General features: G+C 54.8%; 12 protein-coding genes. 11 read left to right on the top strand and 1 reads right to left on the bottom strand.

The genetic code is table 11. From position 1 onward, the window contains the following. Positions 1-27 precede the first annotated feature (27 nt). The 10 genes from bamA to tilS all read left to right on the top strand — a co-directional run bounded on the left by bamA (position 28) and on the right by tilS (position 13,106). Positions 28-2,379, top strand: coding sequence for an outer membrane protein assembly factor BamA (gene bamA, locus ACT3RQ_RS09240; protein WP_444639743.1), 2,352 nt, complete (start codon positions 28-30; stop codon positions 2,377-2,379). A 59-nt stretch (positions 2,380-2,438) separates the two neighbouring features. Then, positions 2,439-2,945 (top strand): OmpH family outer membrane protein, encoded by a 507-nt coding sequence (locus tag ACT3RQ_RS09235; RefSeq protein ID WP_087109986.1) that lies wholly within the window; start codon positions 2,439-2,441, stop codon positions 2,943-2,945. A 58-nt stretch (positions 2,946-3,003) separates the two neighbouring features. Continuing rightward, on the top strand, positions 3,004-4,041 hold the full coding sequence (lpxD, locus tag ACT3RQ_RS09230) for a UDP-3-O-(3-hydroxymyristoyl)glucosamine N-acyltransferase (protein ID WP_087109984.1): 1,038 nt from the start codon (positions 3,004-3,006) through the stop codon (positions 4,039-4,041). Between the two features lie 133 nt (positions 4,042-4,174). Next, positions 4,175-4,618, top strand: coding sequence for a 3-hydroxyacyl-ACP dehydratase FabZ (fabZ, locus tag ACT3RQ_RS09225; protein WP_087109982.1), 444 nt, complete (start codon positions 4,175-4,177; stop codon positions 4,616-4,618). Beyond that, positions 4,615-5,382 carry an acyl-ACP--UDP-N-acetylglucosamine O-acyltransferase gene (gene lpxA, locus ACT3RQ_RS09220; protein WP_172118490.1) on the top strand — a complete coding sequence of 256 codons (768 nt, stop codon included), beginning with the start codon at positions 4,615-4,617 and terminating at the stop codon, positions 5,380-5,382. The genes fabZ and lpxA overlap by 4 nt, the downstream gene beginning before the upstream one ends. 16 nt (positions 5,383-5,398) lie before the next feature. Next, entirely contained in the window at positions 5,399-6,571 is a 1,173-nt protein-coding gene (lpxB, locus tag ACT3RQ_RS09215) for a lipid-A-disaccharide synthase (RefSeq protein WP_444639745.1), read from the top strand. Next, on the top strand, positions 6,561-7,178 hold the full coding sequence (gene rnhB, locus ACT3RQ_RS09210; RefSeq protein ID WP_172118488.1) for a ribonuclease HII: 618 nt from the start codon (positions 6,561-6,563) through the stop codon (positions 7,176-7,178). The genes lpxB and rnhB overlap by 11 nt, the downstream gene beginning before the upstream one ends. Before the next feature lie 65 nt (positions 7,179-7,243). After that, the gene (dnaE, locus tag ACT3RQ_RS09205; protein ID WP_172118487.1) at positions 7,244-10,750 is read left to right on the top strand and encodes a DNA polymerase III subunit alpha; all 3,507 of its coding nucleotides are present in this window, start codon (positions 7,244-7,246) and stop codon (positions 10,748-10,750) included. 135 nt (positions 10,751-10,885) lie between these two features. Beyond that, positions 10,886-11,839 carry an acetyl-CoA carboxylase carboxyl transferase subunit alpha gene (gene accA / locus ACT3RQ_RS09200; RefSeq protein WP_444639746.1) on the top strand — a complete coding sequence of 318 codons (954 nt, stop codon included), beginning with the start codon at positions 10,886-10,888 and terminating at the stop codon, positions 11,837-11,839. Continuing rightward, positions 11,820-13,106 (top strand): tRNA lysidine(34) synthetase TilS, encoded by a 1,287-nt coding sequence (gene tilS, locus ACT3RQ_RS09195; protein ID WP_444639748.1) that lies wholly within the window; start codon positions 11,820-11,822, stop codon positions 13,104-13,106. Before accA ends, tilS begins: the two co-directional genes overlap by 20 nt. Before the next feature lie 22 nt (positions 13,107-13,128). Here the strand turns inward: tilS and ppx are convergent, their stop codons facing one another. Beyond that, the gene (ppx, locus tag ACT3RQ_RS09190; protein WP_444639749.1) at positions 13,129-14,673 is read right to left on the bottom strand and encodes an exopolyphosphatase; all 1,545 of its coding nucleotides are present in this window, start codon (positions 14,671-14,673) and stop codon (positions 13,129-13,131) included. A gap of 701 nt (positions 14,674-15,374) precedes the next feature. Between ppx and rho the strand changes: the two genes are divergently transcribed. After that, a complete protein-coding gene (rho, locus tag ACT3RQ_RS09185) occupies positions 15,375-16,634 on the top strand; it encodes a transcription termination factor Rho (protein WP_172118483.1) in 1,260 nt (419 codons plus the stop codon). Positions 16,635-16,682 lie beyond the last annotated feature (48 nt).

Below are 16,682 nucleotides of genomic sequence, written 5' to 3'. Positions count from 1 at the left end.
GCAGACCAACGCGAGCGAACTGACAGCATGAAAATCAAGACCCTTGGAATGGCAGCACTCTTGCTGGTAGGCGCTAGCGGCGCCCAGGCACAATCCTTTGATGTTTCGGACATTCGAGTGGAAGGACTACAGCGGGTGTCCGCTGCATCGGTCTTTAATGCGTTTCCTGTCAGTACGAATGATCGGGTTAGCGAGCAGCAGCTAGCGTCAGCCGCACGCGATTTGTTTGCCACTGGTTTATTTGAAGATGTTTCGCTAGCTCGTGAAGGCGATGTATTGGTTATTCAGGTAGTTGAACGACCGACCATCGCGCGCTTGAACCTCACTGGCAATAAGCAGATTTCAGAAGAGGACCTGCGTAACGGCTTACGTCAATCAGGGTTGTCGGAAGGGCAAGTGCTGCAACTCTCGACCCTTGAAGAGATTCAGCGTGAGCTTGAAGGTGTTTACCAGGCTCAGGGACGCTACAGTGCTCGCATTACGACCGAGGTTGAACAGGTTGATGAAGGGCGTGTACAGGTCAATATCAATATTAATGAAGGCGAGGTTGCCAAGATTCGCCAGATTAATATTGTTGGCAATGAAGATTTTGACGATGAAACGCTGCGCGATGTTTTTGAGCTGAACGACAAGCCGGGGCGCTTCTTTGGCTGGTTTTCAAGTGATGAGTACTCGCGTGAAGCGTTATCGGGCGATATCGAGCGCCTTCGCACCTTCTATCTTGATCGTGGCTATGTAAATTTTGATGTTACCTCCACGCAAGTCTCTATTGGACCTGAAAAGTCCGAAATATTTGTTACGCTTAATGTTGATGAGGGTAACCAGTATCGAGTAGGTGATGTCCGTTTTGTGGGTGATATGCAAATCAGCGAAAGCGAAGCACGCCAACTAATGGAGATCCATAGCGGAGACATTTTCTCTCGTGGTCAGGTGAACGCATCGACCGAAGCGCTACGCCAGCGTTTGGGCGCTGAAGGTTTTGCTTTCGCCGATATTCAGGGTATTCCTGAAATGGCGGATAACGGTGAAACGGTTGACCTGGTCATCGCGGTTGAACCTGGCCAGCGCACTTATGTTCGACGTATTGAGTTTTATGGTAATACCACCACCCAGGACGAAGTGCTGCGTCGGGAAATGATTCAAATGGAAGGCGCCCCCGCATCGACCGACTCAATTGCTCAGTCGCGCCAGCGCCTTGAACGGCTTGGCTTCTTTAGCCAGGTAGAAGTGGATACCCAGCCGGTACCAGGTCAGCCTGATCAGTTGGACGTCACCTACAGTGTGGAAGAGCAGCCCTCAGGCTCGGTGTCTGCCAGCGTGGGCTTTTCGCAAAGTGCCGGGGTAATCTACGGGGTTGGACTGGCACAAAACAACTTCTTGGGTACGGGTAACCGGGTCAATGTTGGCGCGCAGCGCAGCGACACCTTCACCAGCGTCAACTTTGCCTTCACGGATCCTTACTGGACACTTGACGGTATTTCTCGCGGCTACAACATATTTTACCGTGAAACGGACTATGCCGACTCGGATATCTCTACCTACTCGACCGATGCGTACGGCGCGGGTATCAACTTCGGCTATCCGGTAAGTGAACTGTCTCGCCTCAACTTCGGGGCGAGTATTGAAGAACTTAAAATTAAAACCTACAACGATACGGCGTCAGAAATTCATCGCTATGTGGATGACGAAGGGGAGCGCGCTCAAAGCCTTAAACTCACGGCGAGCTGGACGCGTAACAACCTTAACCGAGGCGTGATGCCGACAGCCGGTAACTATCAGCGCCTGTCGCTTGAAACCGGCGTGCCGGGCGGCGATGCAGAGTACTATAAGCTGCGCGCTCGGGCTCAGCAGCTATATCCGCTCAATAACGATGAGAGTTGGGCGCTTAAGTTTAGCGGTAACCTTGGCTATGCCAATACGTTTGATTCAAACGATCCTTTTCCCTTCTATGAGAATTTTTACGCAGGTGGTTTAGGATCGGTACGAGGCTTTACATCCAATACATTGGGGCAACCTACCACGCCGGGAGTTGAAGGGGGGCGTGATCGCACAATGGGCGGTAATGTGTTGGTGGAAGGTAGTGCTGAAGTTATCTTCCCCATGCCCTTTGTAGAAAACCAGCGTTCTGTGCAGCCTTCGCTGTTCCTGGATGCCGGTAATACGTTCTTGAACTCCTGCTACAAGGTATTAGAAGCTGATGTGGGTCGTCAGCAGTGTAGTTCTGGCGTCGACCTGGGCGATTTGCGCTATAGTGTGGGCGTTGGCCTTTCCTGGTTAACACCGGTTGGTCCGCTGACCTTTAGCATCGCGGAGCCGCTTAAAGACAAAAGCGGTGATGACACACAGTTCTTCCAGTTCTCGCTGGGACAAACATTCTAACTTTGCTAAAGGGGCGCGCCCTTGGTAGCGCCCCCGCTTGATGATAAGGAAGTGACTCGATGCGTAAACTGACAGCGGCCGTGTGCTTATTTGGTGCGATTGTTTTACCGGTTCATGCAGCAGAAGCTGCAGAGGTTGCCGTGCTGGATTGGCGAGCTGCGCTGATGAATACCCAGTCGGCTCAAACCTCGCTAAATCAGCTGGAAAACCAGATTGGCAGTCAGCAGAGTGAAGCTCAAAGCCTGGGAAATGAGTTACAGCAGTTGCAAGAACGCTTGCAGCGCGAAGGCGAAACGATGTCTCAGTCGCAGCGCGAAACACTGATCGCTGAGCTGCAGCAGAAAGGTTCGCGTTTTGAGCAGTTACGTCGTGATGTTATGGAGGCTCAGCAGCGTTCAGAGCAGCAGTTTCTGGAAGGTGCGGAACTCAAGCTTGAGCAAGCGGTGGAGCAAGTGCTGAACCGTCACAATATTGATGTATTGGTTGAACCTCAAGGAGTGCTTCATTCCTCGGTTGATTTGCCTAATGTGACTGATGAAGTTACGCAAATATTTGATTCGATGTAATTAATTTTTTAATGACTGTTGGTGTAGCTGTGCTGCACTATTGCTTTATTGGGCTCCCATGACGCACGCATCTCACCATCTTACACTTGCGGACATTGCTCGCCATTTAGGGGTCACCTTTGAAGGTGATGCCGCGCTACCCATTCGTGGTTTAGCAACACTTAAAGAGGCCACATCTGATCAAGTGGCCTTTTTAACAAATCGCGCTTACCTCAAGGATTTGGCCACCACTCAGGCGGCAGCCGTGCTGCTTCACCCTGAGCATGGCAAGAGTTGCCCGGTGCCAAAGCTTGAGATGGAAAACCCCTACCTAGGGTATGCCAAACTCTCTCAGCTATTTGACCCACTGCCTGCACGTGATAAGGCCGGTATCCATCCCACCGCGGTCGTTGCCGACAGCGTAACGCTGGGTGAAGGCGTCTCGATCCAGGCCCACGCCGTAGTAGAAGCGGGTGTAACACTGGGTGACCACGTTGTGGTGGGCGCTGGGAGTGTCGTTGGGGCTGATAGCGTTATCGGCGAAAATACTCGGCTGCATGCCAATGTGACCGTGTGTCATGGCGTGATTATTGGCAAGCGGGTCATTTTACAAAGTGGTTGTGTGATTGGTGGAGACGGTTTTGGGTTTGCCCACGACGGTGAAGGTTGGCACAAAATTGCCCAGTTAGGTGGCGTTGTGCTGGGTGATAATGTCGAAGTTGGCAGTTGCTCAAGCATTGACCGTGGTGCGCTAGGCGATACCCTGATTGGCGATGACGTTAAAATCGATAGTCAGGTACAAATCGCTCATAACGTCACTATTGGTGCCCATAGCGCTTTGGCGGGCTGTGTCGGTATTGCAGGGTCCACCAAAGTAGGCAAGCACTGCATGTTGGGTGGGGGGGTTGGATTATCAGGCCACCTAACGATTTGTGATGGCGTTCAGGTCACCGGAATGAGCCTTGTGACCAATTCGATTCATACTCCCGGCGTCTACTCGTCAGGTACGGGGGCAATGAGTAATTCGCAGTGGCGTAAAAATGCGGTGCGGTTTAAGCAGTTGGATGATATAGCCAAGCGGTTGTCTCGGCTGGAAAAAACGACGCGTGACGCCTAAAAGCCATATTGTTTACTAAGTAAGTAGCTTGAGACGAGAGGGCGGCAGGGTATAATTCCTTGCCCTTTAACCAGACGAAGTGCTGGTATTTGCCTGATGCCTATCAGGCGTTTTTCATTTTGAGGTCGTTACGATGGTTATGGATATTAACGAAATTCGCGAATACTTGCCCCACCGCTACCCGTTTTTATTGGTGGATCGAGTGACAGCATTAACTGTGGGCGAATCCATCGTTGCGTTCAAAAACGTTAGTATTAACGAGCCATTTTTCAACGGCCACTTTCCACATCATCCGATTATGCCGGGTGTGCTGGTAGTCGAAGCACTGGCCCAGGTTTGCGGTATTTTAGGCTTTAAAACAGTTAACAAGCTGCCAGCGGATGGCTACGTGTACTACCTGGTGGGTAGCGACAATGTACGTTTCAAGCGCCCGGTTATGCCTGGTGACCAGCTTCAACTGGAGGCTAACGTAATTCGTGGCAAGCGAGGCATTTGGAAATTTGCGTGTCGCGCCACGGTTGACGGAGAGCTTGCCTGTGAAGCAGAAATTATTTGTGCTGAGAGGAAGGTTGCTTGATACATCCTACTGCACTGGTTGACCCAACGGCAACGCTCGCAGATGACGTTGAGGTTGGCCCTTTTAGTGTTATTGGGCCTAACGTCACGATCGGCGAAGGCTCCATAATCGGCCCGCACGTAGTGGTCAAAGGACCCACTGTGTTGGGGAAGCGCACGCGTATTTTTCAGTTCGCCTCGGTAGGTGAGGATTGTCAGGACAAAAAGTACGCTGGTGAACCTACTCGTCTGGTCATGGGCGACGATAACGTTATCCGTGAAGGCGTGACGCTTCACCGTGGTACGGTACAAGACCGTGGTGAAACGACGATTGGTTCCCGCAATCTGTTTATGGCCTACGTACACGTGGGCCATGACTGTGTCATCGGCAATGACTGTATCCTTGCCAACCAGGTAACGCTCGCCGGGCACGTAACGCTGGGTGATTACGCTATCCTGGGTGGCCTGTCTGCCGTGCACCAATTTTGTCACTTTGGTGAACATGCCATGGCGGGCGGTGGCTCTATTATCACTAAAGACACGCCTGCTTATGTCATGATTAACGGCAACCCGGCAGAAGCGCGTGGTCTGAACCTGGTCGGCTTAAAACGCCGTGGCTTTAGCCGTGAGGCGATTAATGCACTGAGCGTTGCTTATAAATTGGTCTATCGCCAGGGGCTTACCGTCGAGCAAGCGCTTGAAGAGATGCGTGCGCGCTTTGATATAGAGGAAGTGACGGAGTTCGCTGACTCTATCGAACGTTCGACCCGCGGCATTACGCGCTAACCATGTCCATTCGCTTATGACCTTGCAGCGTGTTTATCTGGTGGCTGGCGAGCTTTCGGGGGATATCCTTGGGGCTGGTTTGATGCGTGCGCTTAAGTCGCGCCATCCAGAGGTTGAGTTTCGTGGGATTGGCGGGCCTCGCATGATCGCTGAGGGGATGCAAAGCCGCTTTCCGTTGGAAACGCTTTCTGTGATGGGGCTGGTTGAGGTCATCAAACACCTGCCTGAGCTGGTAGGTGTGCGCCGCACGCTGCGTCGCGAAGCGCTCGCCTGGCAGCCGGATATCATGGTGGGTATCGACGCGCCTGATTTTACGCTCGGCCTGGAAAAGCAACTACGTAATGCCGGAATCAAAACGGCCCACTACGTCAGTCCTTCTGTTTGGGCGTGGCGACAGGGGCGTGTGAAAGGCATTGCCAAATCCGTTGATGGAATGCTCACTCTGCTGCCCTTTGAGGCCGATTTTTACCGGCACCACAGTGTTCCTGTCGTGTTCGTGGGTCATCCGCTTGCCGATGAGCTGCCGCTTGAAAATGACCGCATCGCAACGCGACAGGCACTAGGTCTTGATGAAGATGCGCCGGTGCTTGCTTTGTTGCCAGGCTCGCGCAGCAGCGAAATACGTTTCCTGGGTCATACGTTTTTAGCCGCCGCTGAACTGCTGTGCCAGCGCCATGCCACGCTAAGGGTTTTGATTCCGGCTGCCTCAGCACTGCGTCATGATGAAATTCAGGCGCTCTTGTCTCACTATCCAACGCTTGCCGAGCGTGTGCAGCTGTTAAATGGCCAAGCGCGAGAGGCAATGGTCGCCAGTGATGTGGTGCTCTTGGCTTCCGGGACCGCCGCGCTTGAAGCCATGCTGTGTCACCGGGCGATGCTGGTTGCGTACAAGATGGCGCCGGCCACGCATTGGCTCGCCAAGCGTATGGTGAAAACCCAGTGGATATCGCTACCCAATCTGATCGCGCAGCAAAGCGTGGTGCCTGAGCTTATTCAGGACGCGGCGACACCGGAAGCTATCGCAGACCAGCTTTATGAGTTGCTTAGCAATCACGAAGCACGCTTGGCGTTAGAGGCACGCTTTGCAACGATGCACGCCGACTTGCAGCGCAACGCCAGTCGACGCGCCGCTGAGGCAATCACCGCTATCGCCTTAGGCCAGTCACTGGAGCAGCACAATGCCCGCTAAATCAGGCGATTTTCCGCCGCTTGAAATCGCCTATGTGGGCGAGCGCTTGGCGGGGGTCGACGAGGTTGGGCGTGGGCCGTTAATCGGTAGCGTCGTGGCTGCGGCGGTGATTCTGGACCCAGCACGCCCCATTGACGGTCTGACTGACTCTAAAAAGCTCACCGCCCGTAAGCGTGAAGCGTTAGACGTGCTGATACGCGAACAGGCGTTAGCCTTTGTAGTCGCTGAGGCAAGCGCTGCCGAAGTTGATCAGTTCAATATTTACCACGCCACGCACTTGGCAATGCGTCGTGCGATTGATGGTTTAGCCCCTGCGGCCGAGTACTTGCTGGTGGACGGTAACCGTTTGCCGGGACATAGTTTGCCGGGGCAAGCCGTAGTCAAAGGCGATGCGCGCCATCCCGCCATTGCTGCGGCGTCGATTCTTGCCAAGGTCGCGCGCGATGCCCAGATGGTTACGCTGGATATGCGCTATCCTGAGTACGGCTTTGCACGTCACAAAGGCTACCCAACGAAAGAGCATCTTGAGGCGCTATCCGCTCACGGGCCGCTTGAAGAGCACCGCCGAAGCTTCGCCCCCGTTCAGCGCCAATTAGCCCTCATTTAAGTGCTGTCGCTACGTTAAATTAACGTTATTTCATTTCTTTTTACCGAGATTCTACCGAGAGTGTCATGACGGTACCGTTTGTTCATCTACGTTTGCACAGTGAATACTCCCTGGTCGACGGCTTGGTAAAACTTAAGTCGTTGGTCAGCACTACCTTTGATCGCGGTATGCCGGCATTGGCGCTAACCGACGAAACAAATCTGTTCGGCTTGGTGAAGTTTTACAAGGCCGCTCAAGGGGCCGCACTCAAGCCCATTATTGGCAGCGACTTATGGCTCTTTAATCCCCACGATGAGTCACATCCTTACCGTATAACGCTGCTGGCGATGAACGATGTCGGCTATCGCAACCTGACCGAGCTGATCTCCAAGGGCTGGACCCACGGCCAGCGTCAGGGGCGGGCCATTTTGGATAAGCGCTGGGTGCTTGAACAAAGTGAAGGCCTGATTGCGCTTTCCGGTGCGCGGGAGGGCGAAATTGGCCGCCATCTGCTTTCCGACCATGAACGTGAAGCGCGCCAACTGCTAGAAGAGTGGCAGGTTGCCTTTCCGGATCGTTTCTATCTGGAGCTGATTCGTACCGGGCGTCCGCTTGAAGAGGCGTGCGTGCATGCCAGCGTCAAGCTTGCCATCGATACCGGCACGCCAGTGGTGGCTACCAATGACGTACGCTTTCTTGAGCGGGAGGATTTCTGGGCGCATGAAACGCGTGTCGCCATTGGTGAAGGCAAGGCGCTGGACGACCCGCGCCGTGAACGCCGCTACACTGAAGAGCAGTATTTAAAAAGCCCGGACGAGATGGCAGCACTGTTCTCGGATATCCCCGAGGCGCTGGAAAACAGCGTGATGATTGCCGAGCGCTGCAGCGTGGATGTACGTCTGGGTGAGATATTTTTGCCTGAGTTCGAAATCCCCGAGGGAATGACCCTGGATGAGTTTTTCCGCAAGGTCTCCCACGACGGCCTGACGGATCGCCTGAACTTCCTGTTTCCTGTCGAGCGCTACCCGCGCGACAGCGACGAATACAAGGAAATTGACCAGCGTTACCGCGACCGGCTGGAGTTTGAACTCAACGTTATTATTCAGATGGGCTTCCCCGGCTACTTTCTGATCGTCATGGACTTCATTCAGTGGGCCAAGGATAACAACGTACCGGTCGGGCCTGGGCGAGGTTCCGGTGCGGGCTCTCTGGTTGCCTACGCGCAAAAGATCACCGACCTTGACCCCATCGGCTACGACCTGCTGTTTGAGCGCTTTTTGAACCCTGAGCGTGTTTCCATGCCCGACTTTGACGTCGATTTCTGCATGGAAAAACGCGACAAGGTGATCGAGTACGTGGCCGAGCGCTACGGGCGTGACGCGGTATCGCAGATTGTTACCTTCGGCACCATGGCGGCCAAAGCCGTGGTACGCGATGTGGCACGCGCTCAGGGGCGACCGTACTCACTGGGTGACAAGCTCTCCAAGTTGATCCCGTTTGAAGTGGGCATGACGCTTGGCAAGGCGATTGAGCAGGAGGCTGCGCTTAAAGAGTTCATTGCTAACGACGAAGAAGCTGAAGAGATCTGGGAAATGGCCCTCAAGCTTGAGGGCACGACCCGTGGCACCGGCAAGCACGCGGGTGGCGTGGTCATCGCGCCCACCAAGCTGACCGATTTCTCGCCCTTACTGTGCGATGAAAGCGGCAATGGGCTGGTGGTTCAGTTCGATAAAAACGATATCGAAGACGCCGGGCTGGTCAAGTTCGACTTTTTGGGACTGCGTACGCTGACCATTATCGACTGGGCGCTTGAGATGGTCGATAAGGTTCGCGGCGTGAACGGCCAGGAACCGCTGAACATCGATGCGATTCCGTTGGATGATGGCAAAACGTTTGAAATGCTCAAGCGTGCTGAAACTACCGCCGTTTTCCAGCTCGAATCTCGCGGCATGAAGGAGCTGATCAAGCGCCTGCTACCGGATTCGCTGGACGACATGATCGCTCTGGTGGCGCTGTTCCGCCCCGGCCCGCTGCAGTCAGGCATGGTCGATGACTTTATCAACCGTAAGCACGGCCGTGCCGAAGTATCTTATCCACACCCGGATTACCAGCACGAGCTGTTAAAACCGGTGTTGTCGCCTACCTACGGTATTATCCTTTACCAAGAGCAGGTCATGCAGATCGCTCAGGTAATGGCCGGTTATTCGCTGGGCCAGGCCGATATGCTGCGCCGGGCGATGGGTAAGAAAAAGCCCGAAGAGATGGCCAAGCAGCGTTCAGGCTTTATGGAAGGCTGCGCGGCCAATGGGATCGATAAGGATCTTGCCGGTAATATCTTCGACCTGGTGGAAAAGTTCGCCGGTTACGGGTTTAACAAGTCGCACTCTGCCGCCTACGCGCTGGTGTCTTACCAGACTGCATGGCTGAAGGCCCATTATCCAGGACCATTTATGGCCGCGGTTATGTCCACCGAGATGGACAACCTGGATAAGGTAGTGCCGTTAATCGAGGAGTGCCGTAACCTCAAGCTGACCGTTACTCCGCCGGACGTTAACGTAGGCGGCTACAAATTTACCGTGGATACCGAAGGGCGCGTGGTTTACGGCCTGGGGGCGATTCGTGGGGTGGGCGAGGGGCCCATCGGGGCAATTGTCGAGGCGCGCCAGACGGGTGGGCCGTTCACCGACCTGTTCGATTTCTGCCGTCGGCTTGACCCTAAGCGTATGAACAAGCGCACCCTGGAAGCGCTGATTCGCTCAGGGGCGCTGGATAACCTTGGCCCTAACCGGGCCGTGCTGGCGGCTTCTATGGAAGATGCCCTGAAGGCCGCCGCCCAGAACCACACCAACCAGAGCCTGGGCATGCTGGACATGTTCGGCGAGGCTTTTGCTGATGCCGAAGACGAAGCGCTCGACGTCTACACTGAGTACCTCGGTGCGCGAGAATGGACCGACCGCGAGCGCCTTTCAGGTGAAAAAGATACCCTCGGGCTTTATCTTACCGGGCATCCGATTGATGAATATGAGCGTGAATTAAAACGCTTTGTATCAACACGTATTAGCGATTTAAAACCCTCCCGCGAACCTCAGCGGGTGGCCGGGCTGGTGGTTGCGATGCGTACCATGAAGTCCAAACGTGGCGATACCATGGCGTTTATCACCCTGGATGATCGCACCGGGCGTATTGAAGCATCGTTGTTTGGTGAGCTATTCGACCAGTTACGTGGTCAGATAGAGGCTGATCAGGTATTGATTGTTGAAGGCGAAGTTTCCAGTGACGATTTCTCGGGTGGGCTGAGACTGCGTGGAAAAGATGTAACGCCTATGGTCACTGCCCGTATTCGCTATGGCGATGCCGTTGAGCTTGCACTGGACGCCGAGCGTATCAATGGCCGCTTGGTCGAGAGTCTGCGCGATAGCTTAGCGCCCTACCGGGATAATGGCGGTTTGCCGGTGCGGTTGCAGTATCGCCATGCCCAAGCCGTCGGCTGGCTGGAGCTTGCCGGTGAATGGAAAGTCGCGCCCAGTGATGACTTGCTGCTTGCGTTGCGCGATGTGGAAGGGCAGGCGGGGGTTCAGCTACGTTACCGCTAAAACCTGACCGTAAGACGGTTGGGTAGTGTCGTTGAGCAGACCCTGCCTTGCGTGGCAGGGTCAGGATGCGATAATACGTCTATTAGATACTCGTTTCGACAAGGCCTTTTTATAGGCAGCTTACAGGCAGAGCCGATGAATCCCAATTATCTCGATTTTGAACAGCCCATTGCCGAGCTTCAGGCAAAAATTGAGGAGCTACGTTTGGTTAGCTCCGACAGCGTTAATCTCTCCGATGAGATATCCCGGCTGGAGGAGAAAAGTCGTAAGCTGACCGAATCGATCTTCAAGGACTTGACGCCCTGGCAGGTCTCTCAGCTATCGCGTCATCCTCAGCGCCCTTATACGCTCGACTATCTTGAGCATATGTTTAGCGACTTTGACGAGCTACATGGCGACCGTAACTTCGCTGATGACGCTGCCCTGGTAGGCGGCGTTGCGCGCTTGAATGATAAGCCGGTAATGGTGATCGGCCACCAGAAAGGGCGCGATGTTAAAGAGAAGGTGCGCCGTAACTTCGGTATGCCTCGCCCGGAAGGTTATCGTAAAGCGTGTCGTCTGATGGAAATGGCCGAACGCTTCAAAATGCCGATTTTAACCTTTATCGATACCCCCGGTGCTTACCCAGGCATTGACGCGGAAGAGCGTGGCCAGAGTGAAGCGATTGCCTACAACCTGGCGGTCATGTCGCGCCTGAAAACACCGATTATATCAACGGTTGTTGGCGAAGGCGGCTCCGGTGGGGCATTGGCGATCGGCGTATGTGATGAGCTGTACATGCTTCAATACTCCACCTACTCGGTTATTTCGCCAGAAGGCTGTGCGTCTATTCTCTGGAAAAGTGCCGAAAGAGCCTCTGATGCGGCCCAGGCAATGGGGATCACCGCAGAGCGCTTAAAAGAGCTTGGCTTTGTAGATGGGCTGATTAAAGAGCCGCTAGGCGGTGCGCATCGTCATCCGATGACGACGGCGGAGCGTGTGAAAGAGACCATCACCGAGGGCCTTGAGCGCCTTCAGGCACTGGATACCGATGCCCTGCTGGAGCGCCGTTATAAGCGCTTAATGAGCTATGGCGCCCCAACTGCCTAATCAGCTTGAACGCCTGTTAAACGACGCCCTGGTGGAAACCCCACCGGGGCGCTCTATTTGGGTCGCGCTCTCCGGAGGGCTTGATTCCGCATTGCTGCTGACGCTGGCAGCTTCTGTTTGCCGCCAGGCCAATCACCCGCTGCGCGCCATCCATATTCATCACGGCTTGCAGGCCGCCGCCGATGACTTTGAACAGCACTGCCAAGCGCTTTGCAAGCAGCTTGGCGTGCCGCTTAGTGTGGTGCGCGTTACGGTCGACGCCGCCGCTGGCGGTATTGAGGCGGCAGCGCGTCAGGCGCGCTATGCTGCGTTTCATGAGCATGTTCCCACGGGAGACACCGTTTGGCTGGCCCAGCATCAGGATGATCAAGCGGAAACCTTTCTGCTGGCGGCACTGCGGGGAAGCGGTATTCGTGGGTTAGCGGGAATGCCACACTGCCGTCATGCACACGGCCTTACCTTCGTTCGGCCCTGGCTCTCGATTGCCCGGCGCTGCCTGGAGGGGCGAGCCTACCAAATCGGCCTTGAATGGCGCGAAGACCCCACTAATAGCGATGTCACGCTTGATCGTAACCGCCTGCGTCATGACGTGTTGCCTCTTCTCAAAGCGCGCTGGCCCGACATGGCTGGCGCGTTTTCCCATAGCGCTAAGCATGCCGGGGAAGCGGATGCGCTGCTTAGTGAGTATGCCCAAGCGGAGTTGGAGGCGCTTCGCACAGATGCTAACAGCGCCGACCTGGAGTGTATTGATGCCCTCGCGTTGGCCACGCGCTCACGGCCTCGCCAGCGATTGCTGATACGCTCCTGGTGCCAGCAGCGATTATTGCCGACCCCGCCTCAGCGTCGTTTGGAGACGCTGCTTGATCAATTAACGGCCGCACCGGACGCGAGTGTGCACGTCACGTGGCCAGGAGCGGAGGCTCGGGTGTGGCAACAGCGGCTTTATCTAATGGCGCCGCTGGAGCCGCTACCGGCCTGGCAGTGTGCCTGGGATGGCAGGGCAGGGCAGGCAACACCGTTAGGTGCGCTGGAACTCTCGTTGGAGTCCGATACGCCGCTAACGTTGCGCTGGCGCCAGGGAGGAGAAGTGATTGCGCTTGCCGAGCGAGGGCGCCGAGACGTTAAAAGGCTGCTTCAGGAGGCCCAAATTCCCCCATGGGAGCGCGAGCGGCTGGTGATGGTCATGGCGGAAGACACTTGCCTTGGCGTGGTTCAGCCGCCAGCCAGAGTGCTCTGGAAAGCGGCTAACGTAAGGTTTGTCTCGTAGGCGGTGCGCCCGTCTGTCTCTTTTAGCTTTCCTGTATGACGTTCAGCGTGAAGCCTGCGGCATCCATATACGCCTGCTCCTGCTCAATATCGGTGCTGAGTAGCGTTGGTTCATCGCTGGCGGGCAGTGCCAGCGTTAAGCTGTCGGAATCAACACTAATGTTCGGCAAGGGCGGGGCGTTTTCGGGGCGTGAGTGGTTAATCAGTACCGCCAGGCGCAACAATAGGGCAAGCCGTATGCTGTGCGCGTGCTGCGCCTTGGGGAGCGCCTGCCACTCCTTGAGCGGGAATTTACGCCGATGGGCACGCACTAGAAAGGCCAACTGATGCTGCTCCGGGCGTGAAAAGCCCGCCAGGTCAGAGTTTTCCAGCAGGTAAGCGCCATGGCGATGAAACTGGCTATGGGAAATAGCCAAGCCAATTTCGTGTACATGGCTGGCCCACTGCAGATAGTAACGGTGCTCATGGGTAAGCGACCAGGCGTCTTGCACCTGCTTAAACAGACATAGTGCGGTCTCGGCCACGTTATCGGCCTGTCGGGTATCCACGTCGTAAATGCGCTGGAGTACTTCAAGGCTTTTGGAGCGCGTGTCTTCTGCGCTATTGCGTCCGGCCATATCATAGAGCACACCCTCGCGCAGGGCGCCGTCGGCAAAACGCATTTGGTGCAGGTCAAATGCCTCGAAGATAGCGCTTAAAATGGCCACCCCAGCAGGGAAAACTCGTGCGCGGTCAGGCTTTAACCCGTCGAGTTCGACTTTGCACAACTGTTTGCACTTGAGCAGGCGCTCACGCAGTTTTTTGAGCCCGCTGCGCGTAATCACACCTTCAGTGGGTGTGTCACCATAGGCGAGAAGAACGCTAGCCACTGCTTTAATAGTGCCACTGGAGCCTACTGGGTCTTCCCAGCCAAGGCGCAGGTAGGGGCGCTGGATATGGGCAAGTTCTGATAACGCGGCCAGTTCGGCGCGGCGCATGCGCTTTTCACTCATCTCGCCGTCAGGAAAGTAGCGGCTGGTAAAGGTCACACAGCCCATGCGCAGGCTTTCCAGCGCCTTGGGTTCAAACTTTTCACCAATGATAAATTCTGTTGAGCCGCCACCAATATCGACAATCAAGCGGCGCCCGTTTTCGGCCAAGGCATGAGCCGCCCCTAGATAGATAAGCCGGGCCTCTTCACGGCCCGCAATAATTTCGATGGGGTGACCAAGCTGTGTTTCAGCCCGTTCAATAAACGCCTGGCTATTATGGGCGTCACGCAGGGCGTTAGTGCCCACGATGCGCAGGTTTGCGCTCTCAATATCACTTAAAAACGGCGCGAAGCGGCCCAGGCAGTCCAGGGCGCGCTGAATGGCTGCTTCGTTAAGCTTGCCCTCTTCATCCAGGCCAGCCGCCAGTTGGACTTTTTCACCCAATCGTGCAACGACTTGAAGACGCTCATTTTGATAGTTGGCTACCAGAAGATGAAAACTGTTGGAGCCGAGGTCAATGGCGGCTAGCCGCTGTGGTGCTGCGTTTTCCAGTTCGCTAACAGGAGCGCTAACGGGGGGTGAAATGTCCTTGGGCATGAGCTATCCTTCGTATTGGCTTTGCCAAGGTTGCGGTGCGCTTGAGCTATTGTCAATTGGCAAAGACTTGCGTTTATCGCGGGCCTTGACTACCATCGAACGACAGGTCTGACTCGACCTTGCCTGCTACAAGGCTGATTGCTAGAAATTACCCAAAAAATTACTAGTAATAGCTCTGCTGACAAGAGATCGTTGATAGCGTGTCGATTCAGTTGTCTTGGTTGCCAAGCTTTTCTGGTGCTAGGCTTTCCTAGTTAAGCTTTCTTGGTGCTAGGCTTTCTTGGTATTATCGGGACTTATCGAACGTCGTATTTATTTAATGCTGTACTTACCTTGGCTAAGCACGCGATGATTGTGCTATGTATATTGACTAACTAACGCTTATCCAGCATGTTAACAAGATACTGCTTATCCAGATAGCATCAGCCATATTTCCAAGTCGTCAGATGACCCGCTGATTGGTTCTTTCCTTACGCCAATCAGAACAAACAACTGCATGTACCCTCGAACTGAGCAATAACTCATTGCCTCATTGCACCACTGCCATGAGTTTTCACATGCCCAGCGGCTTACCATCGAGTACGTGCTTTATCGGGACCTGAACGCATCACACGGCGCCTAGCCATATCAGTACGTGCTACGCCTCCTGTCTTATTCTGGCGCCTTGCGCCTAGCTTCCAGAGCAACTTTCTAACACGCCGATGAATCTCACTGAACTCAAGCAAAAAACCGTTCCCGAGCTGCTCGATATCGCCCGCGAAATGGGTATCGATAACCTGGCCCGTTCGCGCAAGCAGGACATCATTTTCGCCATCCTCAAACGACACGCTAAAAGCGGTGAGGACATTTACGGCGACGGTGTACTGGAAATTCTTCAGGATGGCTTTGGCTTCCTGCGTAGCGCCGACAGCTCCTATCTTGCCGGACCGGACGATATCTACGTATCGCCCTCGCAGATTCGCCGTTTTAACCTGCGTAAAGGCGACTCCATTTCCGGCAAAATTCGCCCGCCCAAAGAAGGCGAGCGCTACTTTGCTCTGCTCAAGGTTAGCCAGATCAACTTTGACCGTCCGGAAAATGCCAAGCACAAGATTCTCTTCGAGAACTTAACGCCGCTATTCCCGAATGACCGTTTGCGGATGGAAATCGGTAATGGTTCCACCGAAGATCTAACGGCCCGTATCATCGACCTGACTGCGCCGATTGGTAAAGGTCAGCGTGGCCTACTGGTGTCTCCGCCTAAAGCGGGTAAGACACTGATGCTGCAGAACATCGCCACCTCAATTACGCGCAACAACCCTGAGTGCCATCTGATCGTACTGCTGATCGATGAGCGCCCGGAGGAAGTGACCGAAATGTCGCGTACCGTACGCGGTGAAGTGGTGGCTTCCACCTTTGATGAACCGCCGGCGCGCCACGTTCAGGTCGCTGAAATGGTCATCGAAAAAGCCAAGCGTTTGGTTGAGCACAAAAAAGACGTGGTTATCCTGCTGGATTCGATTACCCGCTTAGCGCGTGCCTACAACACCGTCGTGCCGAGCTCCGGTAAAGTGCTTACCGGTGGTGTCGATGCGCATGCGCTTGAGAAGCCTAAGCGTTTCTTCGGTGCGGCGCGTAATATCGAAGAGGGCGGCAGCTTGACCATTATCGCCACGGCTCTGGTGGATACCGGTTCGAAGATGGATGAAGTCATCTTCGAAGAGTTCAAGGGTACCGGTAATATGGAAGCGCACCTTGATCGCAAGCTGGCGGAAAGGCGCGTTTTCCCGGCAATCAACATTCGTCGCAGCGGCACGCGGCGTGAAGATCTGCTGGCATCTGAGGAAGAGATGCAGCGCATGTGGATTTTGCGCAAGCTGCTCAACCCGATGGAAGACACGGCTGCCACGGAATTCCTGATTGATCGTCTGAAGGATACCAAGACGAATCTTGAGTTCTTTGAAGCGATGAAACGCCGCTAGGATTGATGAGAATTACTATAGCGGCGCAAGCCTAGCGGGGAGTGTGTC

The organism is Halomonas sp. AOP43-D1-4 (genome assembly GCF_052446175.1).
Taxonomy (GTDB): domain Bacteria; phylum Pseudomonadota; class Gammaproteobacteria; order Pseudomonadales; family Halomonadaceae; genus Vreelandella; species Vreelandella citrativorans.
The sequence above is the reverse complement of the archived record's forward strand: the minus strand, read 5'-3'. Positions and strand labels throughout refer to the sequence as shown.

Coding starts and splice junctions, on each gene's coding strand:
- rnhB (WP_172118488.1), top strand. CDS start 6,561: ATGCCCGCTAAATCAGGCGATTTTCCGCCGCTTGAAATCGCCTATGTG.
- tilS (WP_444639748.1), top strand. CDS start 11,820: ATGGCGCCCCAACTGCCTAATCAGCTTGAACGCCTGTTAAACGACGCC.
- lpxB (WP_444639745.1), top strand. CDS start 5,399: ATGACCTTGCAGCGTGTTTATCTGGTGGCTGGCGAGCTTTCGGGGGAT.
- accA (WP_444639746.1), top strand. CDS start 10,886: ATGAATCCCAATTATCTCGATTTTGAACAGCCCATTGCCGAGCTTCAG.
- ACT3RQ_RS09235 (WP_087109986.1), top strand. CDS start 2,439: ATGCGTAAACTGACAGCGGCCGTGTGCTTATTTGGTGCGATTGTTTTA.
- fabZ (WP_087109982.1), top strand. CDS start 4,175: ATGGTTATGGATATTAACGAAATTCGCGAATACTTGCCCCACCGCTAC.
- dnaE (WP_172118487.1), top strand. CDS start 7,244: ATGACGGTACCGTTTGTTCATCTACGTTTGCACAGTGAATACTCCCTG.
- lpxD (WP_087109984.1), top strand. CDS start 3,004: ATGACGCACGCATCTCACCATCTTACACTTGCGGACATTGCTCGCCAT.
- bamA (WP_444639743.1), top strand. CDS start 28: ATGAAAATCAAGACCCTTGGAATGGCAGCACTCTTGCTGGTAGGCGCT.
- ppx (WP_444639749.1), bottom strand. CDS start 14,673: ATGCCCAAGGACATTTCACCCCCCGTTAGCGCTCCTGTTAGCGAACTG.
- rho (WP_172118483.1), top strand. CDS start 15,375: ATGAATCTCACTGAACTCAAGCAAAAAACCGTTCCCGAGCTGCTCGAT.